The sequence below is a fragment of the Micromonospora sp. CNZ309 genome (genome assembly GCF_002846525.1).
This window is the reverse complement of record NZ_PJNG01000001.1, coordinates 3,323,289-3,348,719: the sequence shown is the minus strand read 5'-3', so window position 1 is coordinate 3,348,719 and position 25,431 is coordinate 3,323,289. Positions and strand designations below refer to the sequence as shown.

The window sequence follows — 25,431 nt, the reverse complement described above, 5'->3', positions numbered from 1 at the left end:
AAGCGCTTCTGCCTGCACTGGAACTTGTCGACTGGCTCAAGAGGGCTCAGGCTGGTCGGCGTCTCGTCCCGGAGCGCGCATCTGTATCAAGCCGTGGCGAGGCGGGCCAGTACGGGCGTGAGCGGGTCGAGCGCGTCGGCGCGTACGACGAAACGGGTGACGCCCCAGCGGCGCCGGTGCCCGGCGATCGCGGCGACGATCTCGTCCTCGGTGCCGATGAGCACGAACGGCGTCGCGAGCAGCTCGGGCACGCTCAGCCCGACGTCGGCTGCCGTGGGCGCGGCGGCGGCCTCGGCGTCGTCGGTGACGGCCACGTGCTGCACGAGCGCCTCCAGCACTGGCGGCTCGGTCCGCCCGGCCGCCCCGGCCGCGACGCAGTCGAGCTGCCGCTCGATGTCGGCCTCGCGCCAGCGCACCGCGTGCGCGTAGCCGTCGGGCAGGGTGCGGCCGAGCCCGGACAGCCCGACCACGTCGGCGTGCGCGCCGGCCCACCGCAGCATCGCGGAGTTCGCCGTGCCGAGGGTGAACGGGATCCGCCGCTGCACCGGTCGCGGCTTCTCCAGCCGCGCGCCCCGCAGCACCAGGTCGGGGGAGTCGACGGTGACCTCCTCGCCGTCGAGCAGGGCCCGGACGGCGTCCGCCACGGCCAGGCAGCGGCGTACCCGCCCGGCGACGTCGGGGCGCTCCCGGCCGATCGCGTGCCACTCGGCCGGGGTGTGGCCGGCGCCGAGGCCGAGGCGGGCCCGCCCGCCGGAGAGCAGGTCGAGGGAGGCCACGTCCGAGGCGAGCAGCATCGGCTCCCGGACGCCGGCGTTGGAGACGTACGAGCCCAGGCCGATGCGCTCGGTCACCGCCGCGGCGGCGGCCAGGGCGACGAACGGGGACGCGGCCGCCCCGGGATGGTCGGCGGTGGACAAGGCGTCGAAGCCGGCCGCCTCGGTGCGCCGGGCCAGCTCCAGCCAGCTCGGGCCGTCGGACGGGGTCGCCTGGAGGGTGAAGGTCGCCATGGGCCCACCCTGCCGGGCACGGCCCGGCCGACCAAGCCCGACGGGGACGATTCTGCTACCGGCAGACCGCTTCGTCGTGGCCGGACACGCGGGCGGTTACCTTCGCCGGCAGGTGGCGGTGAGGCGGCACCGGACCTCGACGGTCAGTAGTGTTGCCGGCGGGTCCGATACCACACAGGTATTTTTATGCCTCTGAGGTATCGGTTGTTTGCGGTGCCAGTGGTCCGCAGCGTTGCGCGTCGAGGCGCTACGGGAGGCAGTCGACCGCGTCCGGGTGGGTTTCGCAAGGGTCACGTCGACGGCTCGTCCGGGGTGGGCTCGCGCCAGCGGGCGCGCCAGGCGGCCTCGCGCGCCTCGTGGGTGGTCTTCTCCTCGAAGACCATCTCGCGCAGGGCACGCCGGGAGTCCGCGAGGACCACCGCCTCGACGGCCACCAGACCGACGCAGATCGCGGTGAGCAGGGTGAGGGCGGCCAACCCCGGCAGCCGTTGGCCGACGGGAACGGTGGCGGCCAACAGGAGCACGGCGCCGACCCTCGTCCACGAGACGGTACGCAGGGTGCGCCACTGGAACAGCATGTTCGCGCACAGGTAGCAGGCGACCCCGCCGAACAGCAGCAGGACGCCGGGGCCGTGCGCGGGGTCCGCGACCGGCACCGCGGGGTCGGCGACCTGGTGCACGATCTCCTCGGCGCCGAGGGCGAACAGGATGATCCCGGCGATCATCGGCAGGTGGATGTAGGCGTAGGCATCCCGGGCCATCGAGACCCGGTTCCGCCCCTCGGCCGCGTGCAGGGCGATCCGGGCGGCCGGCGCGATCACGTCGTAGTGCGCCCACCACAGCGCGGCCGTGAAGAAGATGCCGAGCACCGCCGCGGCGACCGCCGGCCACGTCGGGGGTTGGCCGAGCAGGTTGCTGCCGACGCCGACGGAGATGACGGACTCGCCCAGGGCGATGATCAGGATGAGGTCGTACCGCTCGGTCCAGTGCTCGGCGGACGTCACCGTCCAGCCCCAGGCACCCGCGACCAGGCCCATGCCGTACTGGAGCAGGACGACGCTGACCCAGAGCCCGTCGCGCAGCAGCGCCGCCCGCCCCGGGTCGTCGATCTGCGGCGGGATCAGCGCGGCGGCCATGAGCAGCAGCGTGCTGACCGCCATCTCCGGGGAGTACTTCAGCAGCAGCCGGCGCTCCCCGGGCTTCTCCCGCGCGACGTGCCAGTACAGCGACAGGTGCACGCCCCGGATCACCACGTAGCTCAGCGCGACCACCATCGGTCCGGCGGCCACGTCGGTCGCGTCGCTGAAGGCCTGGGGGAGCGACAGCGCGAAGCAGAACAGCGCGGCCATGCCGACGACCATCAGTACCGGGACGAAGCCCTCGCCGAGCCGCACGCGGGTGGCGACCACGCAGTGGACGACCCAGCACCACCAGAGCACGGCGAGCACGAGCATGGCGTGTGCGAGCTGCCAGCCGGAGATGTGGGCGGCCGTGGCCCGGGTGATGATGAAGAACGAGAAGACGAAGACCAGGTCGAAGAAGACCTCGAACCGGTCGACCCGGGCGCCGGGGGCGATCGAGACGGCCGGTCCCAACCGCCCGCGCCACCGGTTGCCGCCCACCTCATCCACTCTGGCAGCGCACTGTCACCACGGGGCCGGAATCGCGTGAGCCCGCCGAGGGCCCGGGGCGGCGGCGGACGAGGCGGCCGGAACGGCGACGGGCACCCCGGTCGGTGACCGGGGCGCCCGTCGTGTGGTCCAGGCGGGAACTACAGGCCGAGCTCGGCCTCGAAGTTGCCGGCCTCCAGCCGCTCCTTGACCGCCACCAGGAAGCGGGCGGCGTCCGCGCCGTCGATCAGCCGGTGGTCGTACGACAGGGCCAGGTAGACCATCGACCGGACGGCGACGACCTCGCCCAGCTCCGGGTCGTTGACCACGACCGGACGCTTGACCACGGCACCCGTGCCGAGCATCGCCGACTGCGGCGACGGCACGATCGGGGTGTCGAAGAGGGCGCCCCGGCTGCCGGTGTTGGTCAGCGTGAAGGTCGCTCCGGCGATCTCGTCCGGGCTGATCTTGTTGGTCCGGGTGCGCTCGGCCAGGTCGGCGATGCGCTTGGCGATGCCGCCCAGGTTGAGGTCACCGGCGCCGTGGATCACCGGCACCATCAGACCCCGCTCGGTGTCCACGGCGATGCCGAGGTGCTCCGACTCCGGGTAGGTGATCGTGCCGGCGTCGAGGTCCATGCTGGCGTTGACGATCGGGTACGCCTGGAGCGCCTCGACAGCCGCGAGGGCGAAGAACGGCAGGAACGACAGCTTCACGCCGTGCCGCTGCTGGAACGACTCCTTGGCCCGCGCCCGCAGCTTGGCGACCTTGGTGACGTCCACCTCGACCACGGTGGTCAGCTGTGCCATCTCGTGCAGCGACTGCTGCATCCGCTTGGCGATCGTCGCCCGGATCCGGGGGAGCTTCTCGGTGGTGCCGCGCTTGGCGCTCGGCTGCGGCTTGGCGGCCGGCTTGGCCGGGGCCGCCGCGGCGGGCTGCTGCGCCGGGGCTGGCGCGGCCTTGGCCGCCTTCGCCTTCTCCGCCGCCTCCAGCACGTCCTGCTTGCGGATCCGCCCGCCGACACCCGTGCCGTTGACCGAGGAGAGGTCGACGCCGTGCTCGCCGGCCAGCTTGCGCACCAGCGGGGTCACGTAGCCGGCGGCCTCCTCGCCGCCACTCGGGGCCGGCGCCGACGGGCGCTGCGTCTGCGGGGCCGAGGGCACGGCCTTCTGCTCGGCCTGTGCGGGCCGCGCCGAGGTCTCGGCCTCCGCCGACGGCTCGTTGTACGACATGCCCGGGGTGGGCTCCTCGACCTTGGCCTCCGGCTTGGCCTCGGCCTTGGGCTCCGGCTTGGCCTCGGGCTTCGGCTTGGGCTTGGGCTCGGGCTTCGGCTCCGGCTTGGGCTCCGCCTTCGGCTTGGCCTCGGCCGGGGCGGCGCCGGCGGCACCGATCACGGCCAGGTCGGCGCCGACGGCGGCGGTCTCGTCCTCGGCGACCTTGATCTCCAGGACAGTGCCGGCCACCGGCGACGGGATCTCGGTGTCGACCTTGTCGGTGGAGACCTCCAGCAGGGGCTCGTCGACCTCGACGGTGTCGCCGACCTGCTTGAGCCAGCGGGTGACGGTGCCCTCGGTGACGCTCTCGCCGAGGGCCGGCATCTTGACCGGGGTGCCCTCGCCCGACGGCGCCGGGGCGGCCTGCTCCTGCGTCGGCTCCTCGACGGCCGGCTGCTCCGCCTCGGCCTGCGGCTCCTCGGCGGCCTCCTCGGCCTGCTCGGCCGGCTCCTCCTGCTGCCCGGCGGCCTCGCCGCCGCCGGTGGACTCGCCCTCGCCCGCGATCACGGCCAGCTCGCTGCCGACCTCGGCGGTCTCGTCCTCGCCGACCATGATCCGGCTCAGCACGCCCGCCGCCGGGGACGGGATCTCGGTGTCGACCTTGTCGGTCGACACCTCGAGCAGGGGCTCGTCGACCTCGACGGTGTCGCCCTCCTGCTTGAGCCAGCGCGTGACGGTGCCCTCGGTGACGCTCTCACCGAGCCGGGGCATGGTGACCGATACCGGCATCTTCAAAGACTCCTTCATTCCCCTGGTGGGATCATCGCCCGTCGCCGGACGCCGCGGTTGTCGTGATCAGGCGTGTGCGTGCAGCGGCTTGCCGGCGAGCGCCAGGTGCGCCTCGCCCAGGGCCTCGTTCTGCGTCGGGTGGGCGTGCACGAGCTGCGCCACCTCGGCCGGGTACGCCTCCCAGTTGTAGATGAGCTGCGCCTCGCCGACCATCTCGCCGACCCGGGCGCCGACCATGTGTACGCCGACCACGGGGCCGTCCTCCACGCGGACGAGCTTGACGAAGCCCGCCGTCTTGAGGATCTGGCTCTTGCCGTTGCCGCCCAGGTTGTAGTTGTAGGTCTTGACCTTGTCGGCGCCGTACTGCTCCTTGGCCTTCGCCTCGGTGAGGCCGACCGACGCCAGCTCCGGGTCGGAGTAGGTGACCCGCGGGATGCCGACCTCGTCGATGACGGCCGGGTTCTGGCCGGCGATCTCCTCGGCGACGAAGATGCCCTGCTGGAAGCCCCGGTGGGCGAGCTGGAGACCGGGCACGATGTCGCCGACGGCGTAGACGTTCGGCACGCTGGTGCGCAGCCGCTCGTCGGTCAGCACGTAGCCGCGGTCCATCTTGACGCCCTGCTGCTCGTAGCCGAGGTCGGCGGTGTTCGGGCCGCGGCCGACCGCGACCAGCAGCAGCTCGGCCTCGACGGTGTCACCGCCGGCGATGGTGACCTTGACGCCCTTGTCGGTCTTCTCGACCTTCTCGAACGGCTTGCCGACCTTGAAGTTGATCTTCCGCTTGCGGAACGCCCGCTCCAGCGCCTTCGAGGACTCCTCGTCCTCGGCCGCGACGAGCCGGGGGAGCGCCTCGATGATCGTGACGTCCACCCCGAAGGACTTCCACACGCTGGCGAACTCGACGCCGATCACGCCGCCGCCGAGCACGATCGCCGAGGCGGGGACCCGGTCGAGGGTGAGCGCGTGGTCGCTGGTGATGACCCGCTCGCCGTCGACCTCCAGGCCGGGCAGGCTCTTGGCGTACGAACCGGAGGCCAGCACGACGTTGCGGCCGGTGTAGCGCTTGCCGTCGACCTCGACGACGTTCTTGCCGACCAGCTTGCCGTGGCCCTCGACGATGGTGATCGCCTTGTTGCCCTTGAGCATGCCCTGAAGGCCCTTGTAGAGCCGGGAGATCACGCCGTCCTTGTACGCGTTGACCCCCGCCATGTCGATGCCGACCAGCTCGGCCTTCACGCCGAACTGCTCCGACTCGCGGGTCTGGTCGGCGATCTCGGCCGCGTGCAGCAGTGCCTTGGTCGGGATGCAACCGTTGTGCAGGCAGGTGCCGCCGAGCTTGCCCTTCTCGACCAGCGCGACCTTCAGGCCCAGCTGGACGGCGCGCAGGGCGGTCGCGTAGCCGCCGCTGCCACCTCCGAGGATGACGATGTCGAAGGTTGCGTCGTTCGGCTCGCTCACGTCCAACTCCCAGGTCGCGTCACTGCTTCGGGGGTCACGGCGGGGTAACACGGGCACACCCCACCTCGGTCATCTTGTCACCACCGTCCTCCGCCCGCGTACTGAGGTGCCCAACGACACGTCCGTGACACGTACGCTTGGCACTGGCTTCGATCACGGACCAGAGGGGGAGACGCTCGGTGGGACTGTTCCGGCGACGCAAGAAGACGCGGGCGGTCAGCCTCGACCGAGCCGCCGACCGCGGTGACCTGGAACACCTTGAGGGCTTCGTGCGCAGCCGGCGCGGGGTCGAGGCCTACATCGAGCCGCGGACCACGGTCACCGAGACGACGGTCATGCTGATCGCCGACGACGGGGAGTGGACCCGCCGCCGCATCGACGGGCCCGACGGCGCCCGCCGCTTCGCGTACCGGATGGGCATCCCGGTCTACGACGTGCGGCTGATGGGCTACCCGCAGCGGATGCGTGACTACAACGAGCGCCGCAAGCGCCGCCCCGAGCTGTTCTGAGCCGGCGTCCGCGCCCGGCCGGGTGAAACGCGAGGAGGGCCCCTCGTCGACGAGGGGCCCTCCTTCGCGTACGTCAGCCGTTGGTGGCGACGTCCTCCACCAGCTGGACCAGCGTGCGGACCGGCACGCCCGTGCCGCCCTTGGTCCAGTAGCCGGTCGGCTCGCCCGAGTGGTAGCTCGGGCCGGCGATGTCGATGTGCGCCCAGGCGACGTCGGCGGTGACGAACTCGCGCAGGAAGACCCCGCCCTGGAGCATGTGCCCGGCCCGGTCCATGCCGGCGTTGACCTGGGAGATGTCGGCCACGTCGGAGTCCATGCCCTTGCGCACGTCGTCCGGCAGCGGCATCGGCCAGGCCGGCTCGCCGACCGCGTCGCCGGCGGTGCGGACCCGCTCGCACAGCTCGGGGGTGCCCATCACGCCGGCGATCCGCTTGCCCAGCGCGATCACCTGCCCGCCGGTGAGGGTGGACGTCTCGAAGAGGTAGTCGCAGCCGTCCTCGCAGGCCCGCGCCATCGCGTCGGCCAGGATCATCCGGCCCTCGGCGTCGGTGTTGAGCACCTCCACCTTCTTGCCGTTGTACATGCTGATCACGTCACCCGGCCGGTACGAGCGCCCGGACGGCATGTTCTCCGCCATCGGCAGGTACGCCGTCACGGCCACCGACGGCTTGAGCGCGGCGATCGCCAGCATGGTCGCGGCCACCGCGGCGGCGCCACCCATGTCGGACTTCATCTCCCACATGCCCTGCGCGGGCTTGATCGAGATGCCGCCGGTGTCGAAGGTGATGCCCTTGCCGACCAGCGCCACCCGCTTGCCGTTGCCGCCGCCGGCCGGGGTGTAGCTCAGCTTCACCAGCCGCGGCGGGGCCTCCGAGCCCTGCCCGACGGCGATGATGCCGCCGTAGCCGCCGGCGGCCAGGGCTGCCTCGTCGAGCACCTCGACCGTCAGGCCGGCCTCCCGGGCGGCGTCCGCCACCGAGTCGGCGAACGACGGCGGGCGCAGCTCGTTCGGGGCGGTGTTGACCCAGTCCCGGCTGCGCCGGACCGCGCCGCCGACCACCTGGGCGCGGGCGATCTCGGCCTGGGCACCGGCGTCACCGGCGTCCGGCACGGCGACGAGCACCTCGGCGACCGGTTCGCGCCGGGCCGGCTGGGGCCGGGTCTTGTAGCCGGCGAAGCGGTAGCCGCCGAGCAGCGCCCCCTCCGCCACCGCGCGCAGCGCCGCCGGGGCGTCGGCGTCGTCGGGCAGCGGCAGCGCGAGGGCCACCCGGGGCGCGCCCGCGAGGGCCCGTACGGCCGCTCCGGCGGCCCGGCGCAGGGTCTCCGGGGCCGGCGCGGCGCCGGTCGGCTCCGGGCCGAGACCGACGGCGACGACCACCGGGGCGGTCACGGTGCCCAGCGTGGCCAGCTTGATCACCTCGCCGGGGCCACCGGTCGCGCCGAGCAGGGCCAGCGTCTCGGTCAGCTTGCCGTCGAAGGCGGCGGCGATGCTCTCCGCGCCGCTGGCCAGCAGCAGGGTCCCGGCCAGGCCGGCGGTGGTGGCCTGCTCTGCGGTCTGGCTGTGCACGCCGATCACGATCGCGTCGACGGCGAGCTCGGCGGGGTCGGTGTCGACCAGGCTCAGGGTGGTGCTGGGCGATGTCACTGAAGCTACTCCGGGCGGGCCGGGCCGGTCGCGTCGTCGCGTACCGGCGATGGAGGTCTCCGGCGGAACGTACCCGCCGGAGGTCGGGGCTGTCCCGCCGACTGCTCCGACGGGTCCCGCCGATGCTAACCAGCCGTCCAGCTCCCGGTAAGTTCCCACCCATGACCGACGTGACCTCCGACGCCGCCGCGACCCGGCTGCGCCGTTCTCCGCTGCACGAGCGGCACACCGCTCTCGGTGCCAAGTTCGCCCCGTTCGGGGGCTGGGAGATGCCGCTGGAGTACGCCGGGGGCGGGGTGCTGAAGGAGCACACCTCGGTGCGTACCGGGGTGGGCGTCTTCGACGTCTCCCACCTGGGCAAGGCGCGGGTGACCGGGCCGGGCGCCGCGGAGTTCGTCAACGCCTGCCTCAGCAACGACCTGGGCCGCATCGGGCCGGGCCGGGCGCAGTACACCCTCTGCTGCGACGACGCCACCGGCGGCGTGGTGGACGACATCATCGCCTACCTGCACGGCGACGAACACGTCTTCCTCATCCCGAACGCCGCGAACACCGCCGAGGTGGTGCGCCGGCTGCGCGCCGCCGCGCCGCCGTCGGTCACGGTCACCGACGAGCACGAGGCGTACGCCGTCCTCGCCGTGCAGGGCCCGCGCTCCGTCGGGCTGCTCGACGCGCTGGGCCTGCCGACCGGGCACGACTACATGAGCTTCTCCACCGCCACGCTCAACGGGGTGGAGCTGACGGTGTGCCGCACCGGCTACACCGGCGAGCTGGGCTACGAGCTGGTGGTGCCGGCGGCCGACGCGGTCGCGGTCTGGGATGCGCTCTTCGCGGCCGACCCCGAGCTGCGCGCCTGCGGGCTGGCCGCCCGGGACACCCTGCGCACCGAGATGGGGTACCCGCTGCACGGCCAGGACCTGTCGCCGGAGATCACCCCGGTGCAGGGTCGCTCCGGCTGGGCGGTCGGCTGGGACAAGCCGGCCTTCTGGGGCCGCGACGCGCTGCTCGCGGAGAAGGCCGCCGGCCCGAGGCGTACGCTGCGCGGCCTGGAGGCGGTCGACCGGGCCATCCCGCGCCCCGACATGACGGTGCACGTCGGCGACGCGCAGGTCGGCACGATCACCAGCGGCACGTTCTCGCCCACGAAGAAGCAGGGCATCGCCCTGGCGCTGCTGGACACCGCCGCGAAGCTCGCCGACGGCGACCTGGTCGAGGTCGACATCCGTGGCCGCCGCGCCCAGATGCGCGTCACCCGCCCCCCGTTCGTCACCCCCTCGGTCCGCTGACCCCCGCCCCGGCCCCCCGGTTCAGACCGGGGGGCCGGGGCGTTCGCCGGCGTCCAGGACGGCCTGCGTCCAGCCGCCCTCGATGACGCCGGTGCCGTCGAGGACGGCCCAGTCGACGACGTCGGTGGCCTCCACGACGACCGGGGAGCCGATGCGCACGCTCGGGTCGGTGTTGGCGTCGCACGCGCTGGCGGCCACGATCCGCTCCGGGGCGTCCCACGAGGTCACCCCCGCCCAGACGTACTCGGGGCCGTCGTCGCCGGGCAGGCCGTACTTGACCACGAGCTGCGTCTCCGGGGGCAGCTGGCCGGCGAGGAACCGGGCCCGGACGTCGCCCAGCCCGGCGCGGGCGGTGGCGACCGCCCTGCTCATCGCGTCGCCCGCCCGGGCGTAGCGCACGTCCGGCTGGATGCCGGCGAAGAGGGTGGCGCAGGCGGCGGCGTAGTAGCGGCCGTCCGGCCCCGGATGCCCGGCGGGCGGGCGCAGGCTGAGGAACGAGTCGGCGTCGGGGTCGGTGGCCGGATCCAGCTCCAGCCGCAGCAGCACCGGCGCCGTCGCCCCGTGCTGCTCCGGATTGCCGTACGCCACCGCGATGTCGTGCCCGGTCACCGTGGCCAGCACCGGCAGCTGCACGAACGCCGGCACCTCCTCGCCGGAGAGCCCGTCGGTCCAGTCCCGCAGCAGCCGCCGGGCGGCGCCGGTCATCACCGCCCCCCAGGCCCGGGTCAGGTGGTCCGGTACGCCCTGGGTCTGCAACTCCAGCAACCCGAAGCGGCGCAGCCCCTTCGTGGTGAACCAGAGCCCCTCGGCGTCGGAGGAGTAGGGCACCAGCACCCAGTCGACCAGCCGGATCCGCCCCTGGGCGTCCGGCAGCGAGCGCAGCGCCGTCGCCGGGTCGAGGAACTGGAGGCCGAACACGTCCACCACGTCGCCGTCGACGGACTCGGCGACGGCGGCGGCCACCGCCCGGGCCGCCCACTCGTGGGCCGGCGGCCAGCCGGGCCGGTACTCGGCCTGCACCACGACCAGGTGGCTCGCGGCGGCCAGCCGGCCCAGTTGTTCCTCGGTGGCGCCGAAGGCGGTGAGCAGGTCGGGCGGCAGTTCGGGGAACTCGGCGATCGGCCGGGTGTCCACGCTCATCAGCGGGCTGTCGAGCATCTGCCGCGCCAGCCCGTGCACGGGCTCGGCCAGCCGGCCGCTCAGCCGCGCCACGGCGGTCTTCGCGCTCACCTTCGGCAGCCCCGTCATCGGCACCAGGTAGGTCGCGCTCAGCGACTCCGGAACCGGTACGGGCAGGAAGTCGTCCGTGATGAGCATGTCGTCCCCCGGTTGGCCGCGCCGGTGCTGTCGTGGGAGAACGCTACCCGGCGCCGTGTGCCCCGATCAGCCGGACAGCACCACTCCCAGGTAGACCAGCGTGGTGACCACCTCCACGGTGGCGCCGAGCACGTCGCCGGTGACGCCGCCGAGCCGGCGTACCACGTGGCGCAGCAGCCCCACCGCGACGGCGAGGGCGGCGGCGACGGCGAGCGGCCCCTGCCACGGGCGGCCCGGCACGGCGGCGAGCGCCGGCAGCGCGATGGCGACCGCCCCGGCGGCCAGGGTGACCGGCCCGACGGTGCCCGCGACGAGCGCGCCGAGCCCCTCCGGGCGGGCGGCCGGCACCCCGCGCCGGCAGGCCACCGCCACCCCGAGGCGGCCGGCGGCGCTCGCCGCGACCACCGCCGCGAGCGCCGCCGGCCACGACCGTCCCGCCAGCTCCGCGAGGGCCGCCGTCTGCACCAGGAGTACGACCACCAGCGCGACCACCCCGAACGGGCCCACGTCCGGCTTCTTCATGATCTCCAGCGCGGCCGCTCCGCGCCGGTACGACCCCAGCGCGTCCACGGTGTCGGCCAGCCCGTCCAGGTGCAGCCCCCGGGTGAGCAGCGCCCCGGCGCCGACGGTCACCGCCGCCGCGACCAGCGGGGGCGCGAGCGCACCGGGCAGGAGCAGGATCCCGGCGAGCACGACGCCGAGCAGCGCGCCGACCGCCGGGGCGAGCGCCATCGCCGTCCCCGCCACCGCCCGGTCGATGCGACCGGCCCGTACCGGCAGGGTCGTGAAGGTGGTCAGCGCCAGCCGCGCCCCGTCGGCGAGCCGCGACTCAGCCGGCACGCCGGCCGGACGGGTCCACCGGTTCCGACTCCGGCCCGGTGCTGGTGGGGCCGGGGCCAGCGGGCTCCGGCTCGCGGAAGTCGGGCTCGTCGGTGCTGGTCGGTCCCGGGCCGGCCGGTTCCGGCTCGCGGAAGTCGGGCTCGTCGGTGTCCTGCTCGTCGTCCTCGCCGCCGCCGAGCGACGGGTGGGCCGGCAGCGCGGCGGCCAGCGCCAGCACCGAGCGCAGCAGCGGCAGCGCGGCCAGCGCGTTCGCGCCCTCGCCCAGGCCGAGCCGCAGGTCGAGCAGCGGCGTCAGGCCGAGCACGTCGGCGCCGAGGCGCACGGCGGGGTGCCCACCGTGGTCGGCCAGCAGGCACCAGTGCCGGGCCTGTCCGGCGAGGTCGCGGGTGACCATGGCGGCGGCCACCCCGACCGGCCCGTCGAGCATGACCGGCAGCCGACGGGCGGTGGCGCCCAGCAGGACGCCGGTGGCCACGGCGATGTCCCCACCGCCCAGCTCGGCCAGCACGTCCTTGGCGCTGCGCGGCGAGTTCCGGGTCCGGTGCAGGGCGTCACGCACCGCCGCGCACCGCGTCATCCAGGCCGCGTCGTCGATCTCGCCCGAGTCGGTGAGCACCCGCGGGAGCACCGCGGGCGCCTCCGCGCCCGCCGTCGCCACCAGCACCGCCGCCGCGGCGGCCTCGGTGCCGGCACCGCACGCCCCGAGCACCAGCAGCCGTACGCCCGCGTCGGCGGCCTCCTCGGCGAGCCGCCAGCCGTAGCGCAGGGCGACCTCGACCTGCTCGCCGGTCAACGTCGGCTCGGCCTCCATCGGTGCGGACGACGGCGCCTCCACCACCTGGAGTTCGGCGTCGCTCTCGGCGGCGAGCCGGGCCAGCGCCCCCTGCCCGGCGCGGGCCTGCCGGGCGCGGCGCGCCGACTCGCCCTCGACGGTGCCGGCGGCTGCGCCACCGAGGTGGTCGCCGTGCAGCAGCAGCACCCGCACCGAGCCCCACGGGGCCGGGGTGGGAGTGCCCTGGGTGGCGGCGGCGAACCCGACCGCCCGCTCCAGCACGCCCAGTCCCGACCCGGGCACGTCCAGGGTGGCGAGCCGCTCGATCGCCTGCGGCCCGGTGTACTCGTCGGGCATGGGCAGTTCCATGCCGGGCTGGATGACCAGGCCCGTGGCGACCATCGGCAGCGCCATGGTCGGGGCGGCCCAGGCGGTGCCGGTCGGCTCGGCGCCGTGCGCCGCGTCCGGGGCGGCCGGCGGCGTGGGGGTGAACACCTCCGGGGAGGGCTCCGACGCGGCCACCGGCCCGCCGACGCCGCCGGGAACGCCCGCCGCGCCGGTCTGCGTCAGCCCGGTCTGCACGGGCCCGGCCTGTGCGGGCACGGTGGCCGGGTGCGCGGCGTCCGGCTTGAGCCAGGCGGCCTGGCCGGCGACCACGAGGACGACCGCGTCGCAGGCGTCGGCGACCGCCCGGTTGGCCGCGCCCAGCGCGTCGGTGAAGGCCCGCCCGAGCGGGGTGGTGGGCACCAGGGAGAGCCCGACCTCCGGGCTGACCAGCACCAGCCGGGCCGCGCAGGAGCGCACCGCCGCCGCCAGCTCGGCGATGGTGGCGGTGTCGTCCGCCGGCTGGTGGGCCGGGTCGAGCAGCACGGTCACCCAGCCGCCGAGGTCGTCGACGAGCAGCGTCTCGTTCGGCCCGGCGGCGGCGAGCACGTCCGCGAGGCGGCGCGGGTCGGCCGCGGTCTCCTCGGTGGTCCAGGTCTCCGGTCGGCGCTCGCGGTGCGCTGCCAGCCGGGCCGCCCACTCCGCGTCGTCGGCGGGCGCGTCGGCGGCCGTGGCCACGTAGCGGACCGTCGGCGCGTCGGCGACCAGGGACTCGGCGAACTCGGACTTTCCGGACCGGGTGCCACCGAGCACCAGGACCGTGTTCCACCCGTCAACGGACATGCCCGTACTTTAGAGCCAGCACCCGGGTGCGGCCCCCCGGAGGTGCGCCGCGCTCCGCCCCGGCCCGGAGCGGCCGGTCGTCGTCGGGCAGGGCGCGCTCAGCCGCAGTGCTCGAACCCGCTGCCGTAGCTGGCCCCGCCGGTGGCGCCGCCCCACTTCACGCAGACCCCGGCGGCCTTCGCCCGTACCGGCCCGGCGTAGTAGGAGAACGACCCGCTGTCGGTGCTGCGCGCCCGGCCGCGCACCTCCAGCCACGCCGAGGCGGTCGTCGCCGTGCCCACCGCGGTCTCCTTCATCGTGACGACGCAGTTGTTGCCGGTGCCGGCGTGGTAGAGCAGGTAGACCCGGCCCTGCCGGGTGCCCGAGGCGGTCAGGGCGGCCGAGTCGACCACCTGGTAGCCGCTGCCGCACGCCTCGACCGGCGTGTACGGGTTCGTCCTCGCCGGTCGGCCGGCCGTCGGCTCGGCACCCGGCCGGCCGGAGGCGGTGGGGGTCGGTTCGCCGCCGCCCGCCGTGGGGACCGGCACGGGCTGGGACGGGGACGCCGACGGCCGGCCGGACGCCGCCGGAGCCGTCGGGCGGGTGGCACCCGACGTGGGCTCGGCGCGGAGCCGGCCCGTCCCGTCGTCGGCCGCCGCGCCGGGCGGGCCGGCCGGCGCCGACCCGCCCGTCAGCGCCGCCGGCACGTCCCCGCCGGCCGGACCGTCGTCGGGGACCAGCGCGAGCACCGCCACCGCGACCAGCACCACGGACCCGACGGCCGCCGAGCCGAGCAGCGCGGCCCGGCGCCGCCGTGACGGCGGTGGCGCGACCGGATCCTCCCGGGTGGGCGGGGCCGAAGCCCAGGTGCCGCCGCCGGTGTCCGGTCCCGGGCGCCCGGGCGGGCCGCCCGCGGGCAGTGCCGCGGCGGGGACGGACGACACGGCGGCGGACGGGGGCGGGACCGACGCTCCGGCGTGTGGGAACGGCCGCTGCCCGGCCGGCGCGGTCGGCGTACCGCCGAAGGTGCCGGCGGCCGGGTGCGGCCGGCCGGGGACGGGCGGCAGCGGCGCCCACGGATCCGGCGGTGCGAGCGGCCCGGCGGGGGCCGGCGACAGCGTGGCGCCGGCGGACGCCGCCGAGGTCGGGCCGGCGACGGCCCACGGCGGGCGGGCGGACGTCGGGACCACGGCCAGGGTCGCGTCACGGGCCTCGGCCGCGGCGTCGGCCATCGCCGCCGCGTCGCCGAACCGGTCGCCGGGGCGCTTCGCCATCGCCCGCTGCACCAGCGCGGCCACCGCCGCCGGGATGCCGGGCGGCAGCGGTGGCGGCTCCTCCTGAAGGTGCCGCAGGGCCACCTGGAGCGGGTTGTCACCGTCGAACGGCGGCTGGCCGGTCAGGCAGAAGTACGCCACCGCGCCGAGCGCGTAGATGTCCGTCGCCGGGGAGACCGGCTGGTTCGCGGCCTGCTCCGGCGACATGTACGAGGCGGTGCCCAGCATCACGTTGGCGGCGGTGATGCCCGCCGAGGTGCCCGAGCGGGCGATGCCGAAGTCGACCAGCACCGCCCGGCCGTCGGCCTTCACGAGCAGGTTGCCCGGCTTGACGTCCCGGTGCACGATGCCGGCGACGTGGGCGGTGTGCAGCGCCTCGGCGGCCTGCGCCACCACCGACATGGTCGACGCCGGGTCGAGCCGCCCCGCCCGCCGCAGCCAGGAACTCAACGGCTGGCCGTCGACGTACTCCATCACCAGGTAGTCGACCTGGCTGCCGTCGGCGAGGACGGCCCGGCCGACGTCGTGCACGGCGACCACGCCCGGGTGACGCAGCGCCGCCAGCATCCGCGCCTCCGCCCGGAACCGGGTCGTGAACTCGGGATCCGCGCTCAGCGCCGGCAGCAGCACCTTCACCGCCACCGTGCGTTCCAGCATGACGTCCGTGCACCGCCAGACCGCGCCCATGCCGCCCGTCGCCACCCGGTCGTCCAACCGGTACCGGTCGCTGAGCACCACTCCCCGAGTAAGCACCGCGACACCGTACCGACCCGGTCGGACGGGGCGGCCCCTACCGGGGGGCCTGGTACTGGAAGTCGTTGGGGTTGACCGCCGCCGGCTTCGGATCCTCCTGCCAGGCGCCCTCCCCGGGCCGGGCCACGAGGGCGTCCAGCAGGTCCTCCCGTTGCATGTGCGCCGCCCCCACGATGCCGCCGCGTACCGCCATGGCCCGCAGCGTCTCGGTGTCCTTGTCGTGCAGCGGTTCGTCCATCGTCGTCTCCTCCGGGCCGCCGGCGGTCCACGACCGCCCGTCGCGCGTCAGGTGGCCCATACCCGTACAGCGGCCGGAGAACCCTGCGCCACCGGGGCGGCCGTCCGCCCACCGGACGGATGTCGGGCCGCCCCGTGCGCGGACGACTACGCTTGCGGAGGTTCGTCCCACGGGACATCAGCGGCGAGGGGAGACGCGGCATGGCGTGGAGCTGGCGGTACGAGGGCGCGAACGGCGAGGCGGTCGAGGGGCCGGCGGAGTCGTTCAGCAGCCAGGCGGACGCCGAATCCTGGATCGGTCAGGCCTGGCGGGAGCTCGCGGCGTCCGGCGTCACCTCGGTCGCGCTCGTCGAGGACGACCGGGTGGACTACCGCATGAGCCTGCTGCCTCCGGCGGAGTGATGGCCGGCGACCGCCCGGGGGGCGAGCCACTGGTGCTCGGTGTGCCCCGGGCGGCGCTGCGGCCCAGCCCGGTCTTCCTCGCCCTGGTCGCGCTCTTCGTGACCAGCGGGGTGCTCACCTGGAACGGGTTCGGCAACGTCCGGCTCGACGTGTTCCTCTTCGTCGTCTCCGGCTGGCTGGTCTCGCTGTGCCTGCACGAGTACGCCCACGCCGTCGTGGCGTTCCGGGCCGGCGACCGCAGCGTCGCCCACCGGGGCTATCTGACGCTCAACCCGCTGAAGTACAGCCACCCGCTGCTGTCGATCGCGCTGCCGGTGGTGGTCGTGCTGCTCGGCGGCATCGGCCTGCCCGGCGGGGCGGTGTGGGTGGACCGGCACGCCATTGCGGGACGCCTGCGGCACACGCTGGTCAGCCTCGCCGGCCCCGCCACGAACGTGCTGTTCACGCTGGTCCTGGTGCTCGCCGTACGCCTCGGGGCGCCCGGTGGCGGGCCCGTCGAGTTCTGGGCGGCGGTGGCGCTGCTGGCGTTCCTCCAGCTCACCGCGAGCATGCTCAACCTGCTGCCGGTGCCCGGCCTGGACGGCGGCAACATGATCGAGCCGTGGTTGAACCCGCAGTGGCGCAGGATGTACGACCTGTTCGCCCCGTTCGGCTTCATCCTGCTGTTCGCGCTGCTGTGGAACCCCCGGATCAACCGCTGGTTCTTCGACGCGGTCTTCGCCGTGGGCGACTTCCTCGGCCTGCCCCCGTGGCTCTACGCCCTCGGTCTGGACCTGATCCGCTTCTGGCAGGGCTGAGGGCCTTGTCCGGGCCGGCCGGCCGCCCTGGCGGGGGCGGCCGGCCCGGGACGCGTCACGGGCGCTCGGCGGGCGACTCCGTGCGGGCCGGGTCGCGCTCGACGATCGGGTCGAGGATCTCGTCGATCGCCTTGAGCAGCTCGGCGTCGAGCCTGACGCCGGCCGCCTTGACGTTGTCGTGCACCTGCTCCGGGCGGGAGGCGCCGATGATCGCCGAGGAGACGTTCGGGTTCTGCAGCACCCAGGCGACGGCGAGCTGCGCCATGCTCAGCCCGGCCTGCTCGGCCAGCGGCTTGAGCCGCTGCACCCGGGTCAGGACGTCGTCGGTCATGAACCGGGAGATGAAGCCCGCGCCCGACTTCTCGTCGGTGGCCCGGGAGCCGGCCGGCGGCGGCTGGCCCGGCAGGTACTTGCCCGAGAGCACGCCCTGCGCGATCGGCGACCAGACGATCTGCCCGACGCCCAGCTCCTCGCTCGTGGGTACGACCTCGGACTCGATGACCCGCCAGAGCATCGAGTACTGCGGCTGGTTGGAGACCAGCGGAATGCGCAGCTCACGGGCGAGCTGGTGGGCCGCGCGGATCTCCGACGCCTTCCACTCGGAGACGCCGATGTAGTGCGCCTTGCCGGAGTGCACGACGTCGGCGAACGCCTCCATCGTCTCCTCCAGCGGCGTGCTGTAGTCGAACCGGTGGGCCTGGTAGAGGTCCACGTAGTCGGTGCGCAGCCGGCGCAGCGAGCCGTTGATCGACTCCATGATGTGCTTGCGGGACAGGCCCCGGTCGTTGCGGCCCGGCCCCGTGGGCCAGTACACCTTGGTGAAGATCTCCAGCCCCTCGCGCCGCTCGCCCTCCAGCGCGCGGCCCAGCACGTCCTCGGCGCGGGTGCCCGCGTACACGTCGGCCGTGTCGAAGGTGGTGATGCCGGCGTCCAGGGCGGCCCGGACGCAGGCGAACGCCGCGTCCTCCTCGACCTGCGAGCCGTGGGTGATCCAGTTGCCGTACGAGATCTCGCTGACCATCAGGCCGGAACGGCCCAGGTGACGGAATTCCATGAGTCGACCCTAGCCCGTTCGGATCATGTCCACCCGCCGTGGCGGCGCGGTGTCGCTCAGAGCACGGGGCTGGTGTCGACGAGCAGCCGCTCGATCTCGGCCACGACCTCGTCGCGGTCGCGGTGCACGGGCTCGATCAGCGGCTCACCCCGGCGGTCGAGCGCGCCCCAACGCCCCGTGCCATCGCCGACCAGGAACGCGACCGGGTGGATGACCAGCGCCGGATGGGTGGGCGGGACCAGCACCCTCCCGGTCCGGTTCACCACGCCACGCCGGCCGGCCACGTCCACCACGGCCAGCCCCTCCTCGGTGAAGCCCTCGACATAGCGGCCGTCGGCCAGGACGGTGACGAACCCGTGGTGCCGGGTGGGCACCACGATCCGACCGTTGCGGTCGACCGCGCCCCAGCCGTCCCGGCGGACCACGGCCACACCGCGCCGGAACGGCCGTACGTCCGCGAAGCCGTGCGGCACGACCACCTCGCCGGTGGCGTCGATCGCCACCCAGCCGGCATCGCCGCCGTCGGAGACCCAGGCCAGCCCGTCGGAGAAGGAGCGCACCACCGGGTACGACGCTTCGAGCACCGTGGCGCCGGTGCGGTCGACCAGCGACCACCGTTCGGTCTCGGGCCGCCGCACCCAGGCCAGCCCGTCGCGGAACGGCTGCGCCTCCGCGTACTCGGCGGCGATGACCATGTCGCCGTCCGGGCCGGCGAAACCCCACAGGTCGCCGTCGCGCGCCGGCGCCGGGGGCCGGTCACTCTCCAGCACCTCCTCGCGGGTGCGGGGGTACGGCCCGAAGCCCGTCTCCGCGACCCGCTCCGCCACCGCGTCGAGGCTCAACCGGATCCGCGCCTGCAACTCGGGGTCCTCGGTGCCGCGCAGGTCAAGGGCACGCTCGAAGTGGTGGCAGGCCTCCATGAGCCGGCCCTGGTCGTAGCAGGACCGCCCGGCGTGCTCGTGCAGCACGGCGCGCAGCCGCTCGGGCAACTCGGTGGAGTTGGCCTCGGCGAAGAGCCGGTCGGCCTCGACGAACTCGCCGCGCCACCGCAACACGTGCGCCAGCCGCGCCTGGGCCACCGCCGTACGCCGTAGCTCTCCCGTGGCCTCCGCGTACGTCAGCGCGAGCCGACCGTCCGCGAGGGCGTCGTCCAGCTCGCCGAGGATCCGGGACACCACCGCCCGCAGACTGAGCAGCCGTGCGCGCGACTTGTTGTCGACCGCGGCGCCCAGCTTCTCGGTCAGCCGGCGCCGGATCGTCCGGAACTCGTCCGGCTCCGCCACGATCTCCCGCAGGGTCGCCGGATCGAGCCGCCAGCGGTAGCTCGCCAGCACCTGCTCCGGATCACCCTGCGCCGCACTCTGCCGGCCAGCGTCCCGCGTACCGCCGCCGCCCGGCCCGGTGGTCGACGGCCCGGCGGCGCTCAGGCTGGTAGTGCTGCCCTCCGCGGCGTGTGGGCTGGCGGTGCTGCCCTCGGCGGCGCGTGGGCTGGCGGTGCTGCCCTCGGCGGCGCGTGGGCCGGCGGTGCTCGGTGCGCCCGCGCTGGCGTCAGCGGCTCGTGGGCTGGGGACGCCCGGTCCGGTGGCGCCTGGTTCCGCGGCGCGCGGGCCGGCGGTGCTGCGCTCGCCGGCGCCGGTGTCGGCGGTACGGGACGCGGTGGTCGCTTCCGCGTCCGTCATCGGTGTTCGCGCACCGAGCGGTGTGGCGGAGGGCGGCATGGCGGCGTCGGGCGTCTCGGCGGCGTCGGGCGTCTCGGCGGGTGGCGTGGCGGCGTCGGGCGCCTCGGCAGGCGGCGTGGTGGTGTCGGGCGTCTCGGCGGGTGGCGTGGCGGCGTCGGGCGCCTCAGCCGGTGGCGTGGCGGCACCCGGCGCGGCGGCGGGCTGCGCCGGCGTCGTGTCGCTGGGAGACGCCGAGGTTGCCGCCGGCGGGGGCGTCGGCTGCGCCGGCGGTTCGGTGCCGGTCGGTGCGGGTCGGATGTCGCCGGCGGGTCTCGAGGTTGCCGGCGGCGCGGACACGGGCCGGGCCGGCACGAGGCCTGTGGCGGAAGCGGAAGCGGGCTGCGCCTCGTCCGGTGCGGCCAGGACCGGCTCGCCCGGGGCGGTCGAGGGCTCAGCGGCAGAACTGGTCCGCAACACCTCCGCCACCTCCCTCGACGGGCCGTCGACGGGCAAGGCCGTTGCCGGTGACCCGGTGGTGACGGCTGAGGTGGCCGCCGGTGGCGGGTCGGCCGCGACGGGTGGAACACCATGGGTGTCAAGGGCCCTCGGTGACAACCATGGTGTTCCACCGGTGGGCTCGGCCGGGACGCTGCGCACGGGTTCGGGTGCGAGGGAGGTGGCCGGCCCATCCGGGTGGGTGGTCGGGGTACCCGAGTCGGCCACGCGCGGGTCGGCGTCCTCCCGACGGGTGCCGTCGGCGCCCTCCGCGTCGACGGCACGCGGGGCGGGAACGGCGGTGTCGAGATCGCGCGGGGTCGGCGCGTTCGGCGCGGAGGCGTACGACGCGGGGCCCTCGTGTCCGGGCCCGCCTCGGGCCGGGGCGTCCGGCGGCGCGGATCCGGAGCCTGCCGCCGCGTCCGGAGCGGTTCCGTCCGCCGCAATGACATCCGGCCCGGCCGGCTGCTCCTGACCGGCGGCGTCCGCCGATGGTCCGGACCCTGGGCGTACGAGCGGCGCCGGAACCGGCGGGACGGGCGGTGGCGCCGACACGGACCGGGCCGGAGGTGCGGAAACCGGGCGCGGCGCGCTCGGTGCGGAGTGCATCTGTACGGGAGGCGCGGAGACGGGCGTGGCGAGGGCGGAGGAGGCCGGCTGCTCCGGCGGCGTGCTGGCCGGCGGCAGACCTGCCGGGGCTGACCCCTGCGCGGCCGACGGACCCGAGACCGTAGGCACCGGCCTGGTCGGGGTGGGTGCCGACGCGGGGGCGGCTGGTGGGCCGGACACCGGCTCGGTCGACGCCTGCGCAACGGACGGACCGGACACCGGCTCGGTCGACGCCTGCCCGACAGGCGGACCGGACAGCGGCTCGGAGGGCGCTGGCTCCGCGGGCGGGCCCGCCGCCGGCACGGGAGGCGCCTGCGCTGCGGGCGGACCCGACACGGGATCGGAGGGGGAGGACGCGGGCGGTACCGGCATCGTGGGCGGGGCTGCCACGATCGGTGCGTCCGACGCGCTGCTCGGAGCCGTCGTGCCGCTCGGAGCCGACGGGGCAGTGGGAGCCGACGGGGCCGCAGGAGCGGTGGGAGCCGACGGGGCCGCAGGAGCGGTCTCCGCCTGGCCGGCGGGCTGCGGCTCGTCCGGCGTGGCTGGCGGTGGCGCCGGCCGGGACGGTCGGAACCAGGCGTCCGGCCCGCTCGGCGAGGGTGCCTGGGGACGTGGTGGGGCGACCGGCGCGGGCGGGTCGCTCGGCGGCGGCGGGACGTACCGCTTGGGCCGGTCCGGGGCGATGGCCAGATGCGGTGCCGATGGGCTCTGGCTCGGCGTGTCCCCAACTTCCGGGGCCCCGGGCGAGCGGGGCGGCGAGGTCTGCCGGGCGACCGACGGCGGCCCGGACGGCGCGGAGGGCGTGGGCTGTGCGGACCTGGCCTCGCCGTGCCCGACGGCCGAGGGCGGTGTGGGCCTGGCCCCGTCGAGCCCGGTGGCTGAGTGTGGCGTCGGTACGTCCGGCTGGACCGAACCTGGGCGGGACGGTGCCGGGGCGGACGACGTGCTGGCCGGCGTCGGTGCCGGGCCGGACACCCTGCTGGCACTCGCCTCCGGCGCCGGCAGGAACTCCAGGCGCAGCCGGGCGGCGGGAGGTGCCGAGACCGGCGTGGCGTCGTCCTGGGCGGACGGGCGGGGCGCGTGGCTGGTCGGGGGGAGGTGGTGCCCCTGAGTAGGGCAGCCCGGCGCACCGGCGGCAGGCCCGTTGGGAGCGGGTACGCCGGGAACCGGGGCCGGCGGGACCAGGTTGGGCGTGGCAGGGCGACCCGCTGCGGGGACGGAGGAACCAGTCCGGTCGGTGCCGGGTACCGGTGATCCCGATGGTCCGGCGGCCGGGCCTGCGGGGGACACCGGGCGGCTGGCGGTGGGGGCGGCGGGCGACACCGGAACCGGAGCACGACCCGACGTCTGCCCGGAGAGCGGCCCGGCGGGTGACCCCGGTCCGCTGACGGGGCCCGCAGGGGAGACGGGCGTGCCGGGAGGCCCGGCAGGCGACTCGGGCCGACCGTGGACCGGCTCGGCGGGACCGGGCCCGCCGGAGCGTGGCAGGTCGCGGAACGGCGCGGGGGAGACGGGGCGCCCGGGCACGGGAACCTCCCCAGCCGGCCCCCGGAAGCCCGCCGGCCCGGCAGCCGCACGCCCGGTCGGGGCTCCGGAGGTCGGGACGCCGTAGGGCTGGGACGGCCGCTGGTCGTACGCGGGCGGGAGCGGCGGGGCCGCGGCCTCCTCGGGGCGCGGACGGTCGACCGGGCGCCGGTGTTCGGGGCCGGGCTCGGCCCGCCGCGCCGAGTCCCGGTCGAAGCCGGGCCGCACGGGGCCGGGCGGTGGCCACGGCAGGCCGCCGCCCGGCTGCGGCTGTACCCGGGGCTCCCGGTACGCCTCGGCGTCCCGGTGGGCGTCCGGCCGGGCGGTCCCGTGCGGGGCCCGTTCGGGGTACGCCTCGGCTCGCGCCGCCTCGTGCGCCCGCCAGTGCTCCGCCGGCTCGTGCTGCGGCCGTTGCCCGTCGGGGCGCGGCTGCTGCCCGGCGGGAGCCCGGTCGGGGCGCGGCCAGCCGCCTGCGGGTACGCCCCCCTCGTGATTGCGCCCGTGCGGGCCACCCTCCCGGCGCGGCTCGGCGGACCGCTCCCGCTGCGGGTCGGCGGGCCGGTCGCGGCGCGGGTCGGCGGAGCGATCACCCTGCGGGGCGGCGGGTCGGTCGCGGCGCGGGTCGGACGAGTGCTCCCGCTGCGGATCGGCGGGCCGATCCCGGCGCGCATCGGCGGGACGGTCCCACTGAGGAGATGCCGAGCGATCCCACTCGGTGGAGTGCTCGCGGCGCGGGCCCGACGGACGGTCCCACTGCCGGCCGGGCGGGCGTTCGCGCTGACCGTCGGAGGGACGGGGCTCCGGGGCGGGGGTTCCCCACTGGTAGCGGGGCCGGTGCGCGTCCCCGCCGGGCTGGCGGTCGGCGGCGCCGTCGGGTCGGCGCTCGGGTCCGGGCGCAGCGGAGCGGTCGGGGCCGCGTTCGGCCCGGCGGTCGTGGCCCTCCGGCCGGTGGTCGTAGCCGGCGTCGGGGTGTCCGTACGCCGGGGAACGGCGTGGCGGGGCGTCCTCGTCGGGCTCCGGGAGCCAGCCGGGTTCGGACCTGCCGGCGGGGGAGACGGGGCGGTCTCGGCCGGCAGGCTCGTAGCGCGGGGTGCGGGTGTCGTGGCGGTCGGGGTCCGCGTGGTCGCGCTGTCGGGGGGAGTCGGCGGGCCGGCCTGCGGCGTCGAATCCGCCCCGGTCGTTGCGGTGCGGTTGCTCCTGCCGGGGCGGCCACTGGCGGTCGTCGGGCCGGCGCGGGTCGGCGTGCGGGGGGCGGTACGGCTCGTCGCCGTGCCGTCGCCCGTCGAGGCCGTTCCGCGCGTCCTGCCGGCCGGGACGCCCGTCGGGCAGGTCGTCCCACGAGCGGCCGATGTACGTCCCGTCGGGTCGGGTCGGCGCGAGCGGGGGCACCTCGGCCCGGCCGACGGCCGAGCGGCGCCCTCGCGCGGACGGCGCGTGTTCGACGCCGATGTCGCCCGCGTAGCGCTGGCCGGGGAACTGGGGGTGCCACTCGGTGGTCGGCTCGATCATCCAGGCCGGTTCGGCGGCGTCGTGCCAGTGGTCGGCGTAGCGGCTCATCCGGTCGGCCCGTCGCCACGGAGGGTAGGCGTGACGCCCGCGACGGGCCGCCGGGGAGCGGGCGCGCCCGGGTGCCCGACCGGGGTCCGTCCGCTCACGGCGGCGCCCCGGTGGCCGGCTCGCGTCCGCTCGCTCACGGCGATGTCACCTCGTTGCAAAGTTGTCGCGCTGGGCGCTCCACGTGCCGGTAGAGCCGCCCCTCCGGTACGGCGTGGCTGCGGAAGGAGGGTAGCGGCGTCGGCTCGTTCACCGCCACTGTGGCACCGCCCACCACCCCAAACGTTATCCTACGGTTCCGGACATTTAAGGCTATAACCGGATCGGGCTTTCGACGTTACGCCACGTACCGGCGGGCCTCGCTGGCGGGCGTCGCGACCGACGCGGTCCTAGGCTTCCTGCGGTGCCACGTCCCGCTCGTAGCGGGCGGCGAGGGTGGCCGCGCGGCGGTGCAGGGCGGCGCGCAGCGAGTCGGGGGCGAGGACTTCGGCGTCGATGCCGAGCTGCCATATCGCCCATACCGCGTGCCGCAGGTCCTCGAAGGTCACATCCAGCCGTACCCGGCCGTCAGCCTCGGGGACCTCGGCGCGGACGGCCCGTGCGGTGTTCAGCAGTTCGTCCCGTCGCGTGGGCTTGACCCTGACCGTCACGGGGATGCGGTTCTCCGAGAGGAACTGCGCACTGCGTTCGGCCCAGATCCGGTCGAGGTCGACCTGTTCCGGACGCTCCGCGGGTTCCGGAAGCTCCTCGGCGGTCAGCATTCGCGACAGCCGGTAGGTGCGATCCTCACCGGACCTGGCGGCCAGCAGGTAACTGCGGTCGCGGACGGTGACCAGGCCGATCGGGTCGACCGTGTGCCAGCGAGGCGTCCGGTCGGGTGCGGCGTAGTGGAAGCGCAGTTTGTGCCCGGTGAGCACCGCACGGCGGACCTCGCTCATCACCGCCCGCGTCACGTCCTCGGTGACCGGTCGGCGCGAGAGCAGGTCGGTCTCGGGCTCGACGAGGAACCGCTTTGCGGCGTCGTCCAGGCTGGCCCGATGGCCTTCGGGCAGCGCGTCGACCACCTTGCGCATCGCGGAGGCGAGCGCGGAGCTGAGGCCGAAGACCTGGTGGCCGCGCACCGAGCCGGCGGTCAGCAGCGCGAGGGCCTCGTCGTGGTTGAGGCCGGTGAGCTCGGTGCGGAAACCGGGCAGCAGCGAGAACCCGCCGTGTCGGCCCCGCTCGGCGTACACCGGGACGCCCGCGGTGGACAGCGCGTCGATGTCGCGCAGCACGGTACGGGCGGACACCTCCAGCTCGGTCGCCAGCTCGTCGGCGGTCGTCCGACCGCGCTGGCGCAGCAGCAGCACCAGCGAGACCAGTCGATCCGCGCGCACCGGTCCATTCTGCCAGGAAAACACGACACAAGATGTCGTGATTGGTTGGCAGGCTCCGGTGCGCGGCGTGAAGGACGGCGGCTACCGAGCCGCCGGGCGCTCGCG

General features: G+C 75.5%; 18 protein-coding genes. 5 read left to right on the top strand and 13 right to left on the bottom strand.

Annotation, left to right across the window (positions count from 1 at the left end):
* Positions 1-86 precede the first annotated feature (86 nt).
* The 4 genes from CLT72_RS13535 to lpdA all read right to left on the bottom strand — a co-directional run bounded on the left by CLT72_RS13535 (position 87) and on the right by lpdA (position 6,078).
* Complete coding sequence (locus CLT72_RS13535) at positions 87-1,007, bottom strand: LLM class flavin-dependent oxidoreductase (RefSeq protein WP_101412064.1); 921 nt, start codon at positions 1,005-1,007, stop codon at positions 87-89.
* A 290-nt stretch (positions 1,008-1,297) separates the two neighbouring features.
* The gene (locus CLT72_RS13530) at positions 1,298-2,629 is read right to left on the bottom strand and encodes a low temperature requirement protein A (RefSeq protein ID WP_101412062.1); all 1,332 of its coding nucleotides are present in this window, start codon (positions 2,627-2,629) and stop codon (positions 1,298-1,300) included.
* Between the two features lie 149 nt (positions 2,630-2,778).
* Entirely contained in the window at positions 2,779-4,620 is a 1,842-nt protein-coding gene (gene sucB / locus CLT72_RS13525) for a 2-oxoglutarate dehydrogenase, E2 component, dihydrolipoamide succinyltransferase (protein WP_101412060.1), read from the bottom strand.
* A 66-nt stretch (positions 4,621-4,686) separates the two neighbouring features.
* On the bottom strand, positions 4,687-6,078 hold the full coding sequence (gene lpdA / locus CLT72_RS13520; RefSeq protein ID WP_101415145.1) for a dihydrolipoyl dehydrogenase: 1,392 nt from the start codon (positions 6,076-6,078) through the stop codon (positions 4,687-4,689).
* A 179-nt stretch (positions 6,079-6,257) separates the two neighbouring features.
* On the opposite strand from lpdA, the gene CLT72_RS13515 reads away from it, so the two are divergent.
* Positions 6,258-6,587 carry a hypothetical protein gene (locus CLT72_RS13515; protein ID WP_101412058.1) on the top strand — a complete coding sequence of 110 codons (330 nt, stop codon included), beginning with the start codon at positions 6,258-6,260 and terminating at the stop codon, positions 6,585-6,587.
* A 73-nt stretch (positions 6,588-6,660) separates the two neighbouring features.
* On the opposite strand, the gene CLT72_RS13510 is transcribed toward CLT72_RS13515, so the two are convergent.
* A complete protein-coding gene (locus tag CLT72_RS13510; RefSeq protein ID WP_101412056.1) occupies positions 6,661-8,232 on the bottom strand; it encodes a leucyl aminopeptidase in 1,572 nt (523 codons plus the stop codon).
* Positions 8,233-8,393: 161 nt separating this feature from the next.
* On the opposite strand from CLT72_RS13510, the gene gcvT reads away from it, so the two are divergent.
* Positions 8,394-9,518, top strand: a complete 1,125-nt coding sequence (gcvT, locus tag CLT72_RS13505) for a glycine cleavage system aminomethyltransferase GcvT (RefSeq protein ID WP_101412054.1) — start codon at positions 8,394-8,396, stop codon at positions 9,516-9,518.
* A gap of 21 nt (positions 9,519-9,539) precedes the next feature.
* Here gcvT and CLT72_RS13500 read toward each other — a convergent pair whose 3' ends face one another.
* The 5 genes from CLT72_RS13500 to CLT72_RS13480 all read right to left on the bottom strand — a co-directional run bounded on the left by CLT72_RS13500 (position 9,540) and on the right by CLT72_RS13480 (position 15,858).
* Positions 9,540-10,835, bottom strand: a complete 1,296-nt coding sequence (locus CLT72_RS13500) for a DUF2314 domain-containing protein (RefSeq protein ID WP_101412052.1) — start codon at positions 10,833-10,835, stop codon at positions 9,540-9,542.
* 66 nt (positions 10,836-10,901) lie between these two features.
* Complete coding sequence (cobS, locus tag CLT72_RS13495; RefSeq protein ID WP_101412050.1) at positions 10,902-11,675, bottom strand: adenosylcobinamide-GDP ribazoletransferase; 774 nt, start codon at positions 11,673-11,675, stop codon at positions 10,902-10,904.
* Positions 11,665-13,614: a bifunctional adenosylcobinamide kinase/adenosylcobinamide-phosphate guanylyltransferase gene (locus CLT72_RS13490; RefSeq protein ID WP_101412048.1), complete on the bottom strand. Its 1,950-nt coding sequence runs from the start codon at positions 13,612-13,614 to the stop codon at positions 11,665-11,667. The genes cobS and CLT72_RS13490 overlap by 11 nt, the downstream gene beginning before the upstream one ends.
* Before the next feature lie 98 nt (positions 13,615-13,712).
* Positions 13,713-15,620 carry a serine/threonine-protein kinase gene (locus CLT72_RS13485; RefSeq protein ID WP_101412046.1) on the bottom strand — a complete coding sequence of 636 codons (1,908 nt, stop codon included), beginning with the start codon at positions 15,618-15,620 and terminating at the stop codon, positions 13,713-13,715.
* Positions 15,621-15,657: 37 nt separating this feature from the next.
* Positions 15,658-15,858, bottom strand: a complete 201-nt coding sequence (locus CLT72_RS13480; protein ID WP_101415144.1) for a hypothetical protein — start codon at positions 15,856-15,858, stop codon at positions 15,658-15,660.
* A gap of 200 nt (positions 15,859-16,058) precedes the next feature.
* Between CLT72_RS13480 and CLT72_RS13475 the strand changes: the two genes are divergently transcribed.
* Together CLT72_RS13475 and CLT72_RS13470 are read left to right on the top strand one after the other, a co-directional pair.
* Positions 16,059-16,259: a hypothetical protein gene (locus CLT72_RS13475; protein ID WP_088999148.1), complete on the top strand. Its 201-nt coding sequence runs from the start codon at positions 16,059-16,061 to the stop codon at positions 16,257-16,259.
* Positions 16,259-17,056 carry a site-2 protease family protein gene (locus CLT72_RS13470; RefSeq protein WP_101412044.1) on the top strand — a complete coding sequence of 266 codons (798 nt, stop codon included), beginning with the start codon at positions 16,259-16,261 and terminating at the stop codon, positions 17,054-17,056. The genes CLT72_RS13475 and CLT72_RS13470 overlap by 1 nt, the downstream gene beginning before the upstream one ends.
* A 55-nt stretch (positions 17,057-17,111) precedes the next feature.
* Here CLT72_RS13470 and CLT72_RS13465 read toward each other — a convergent pair whose 3' ends face one another.
* Positions 17,112-18,110 (bottom strand): aldo/keto reductase family protein, encoded by a 999-nt coding sequence (locus tag CLT72_RS13465; RefSeq protein ID WP_101412042.1) that lies wholly within the window; start codon positions 18,108-18,110, stop codon positions 17,112-17,114.
* A gap of 56 nt (positions 18,111-18,166) precedes the next feature.
* Positions 18,167-19,789 carry a WG repeat-containing protein gene (locus tag CLT72_RS32295; protein WP_358166226.1) on the bottom strand — a complete coding sequence of 541 codons (1,623 nt, stop codon included), beginning with the start codon at positions 19,787-19,789 and terminating at the stop codon, positions 18,167-18,169.
* Positions 19,790-21,590: 1,801 nt separating this feature from the next.
* On the opposite strand from CLT72_RS32295, the gene CLT72_RS31550 reads away from it, so the two are divergent.
* Positions 21,591-21,983, top strand: coding sequence for a hypothetical protein (locus CLT72_RS31550; protein ID WP_144082244.1), 393 nt, complete (start codon positions 21,591-21,593; stop codon positions 21,981-21,983).
* Between the two features lie 2,356 nt (positions 21,984-24,339).
* Here CLT72_RS31550 and CLT72_RS13450 read toward each other — a convergent pair.
* Complete coding sequence (locus CLT72_RS13450; protein WP_101412036.1) at positions 24,340-25,326, bottom strand: WCX domain-containing protein; 987 nt, start codon at positions 25,324-25,326, stop codon at positions 24,340-24,342.
* Positions 25,327-25,431: the final 105 nt, after the last annotated feature.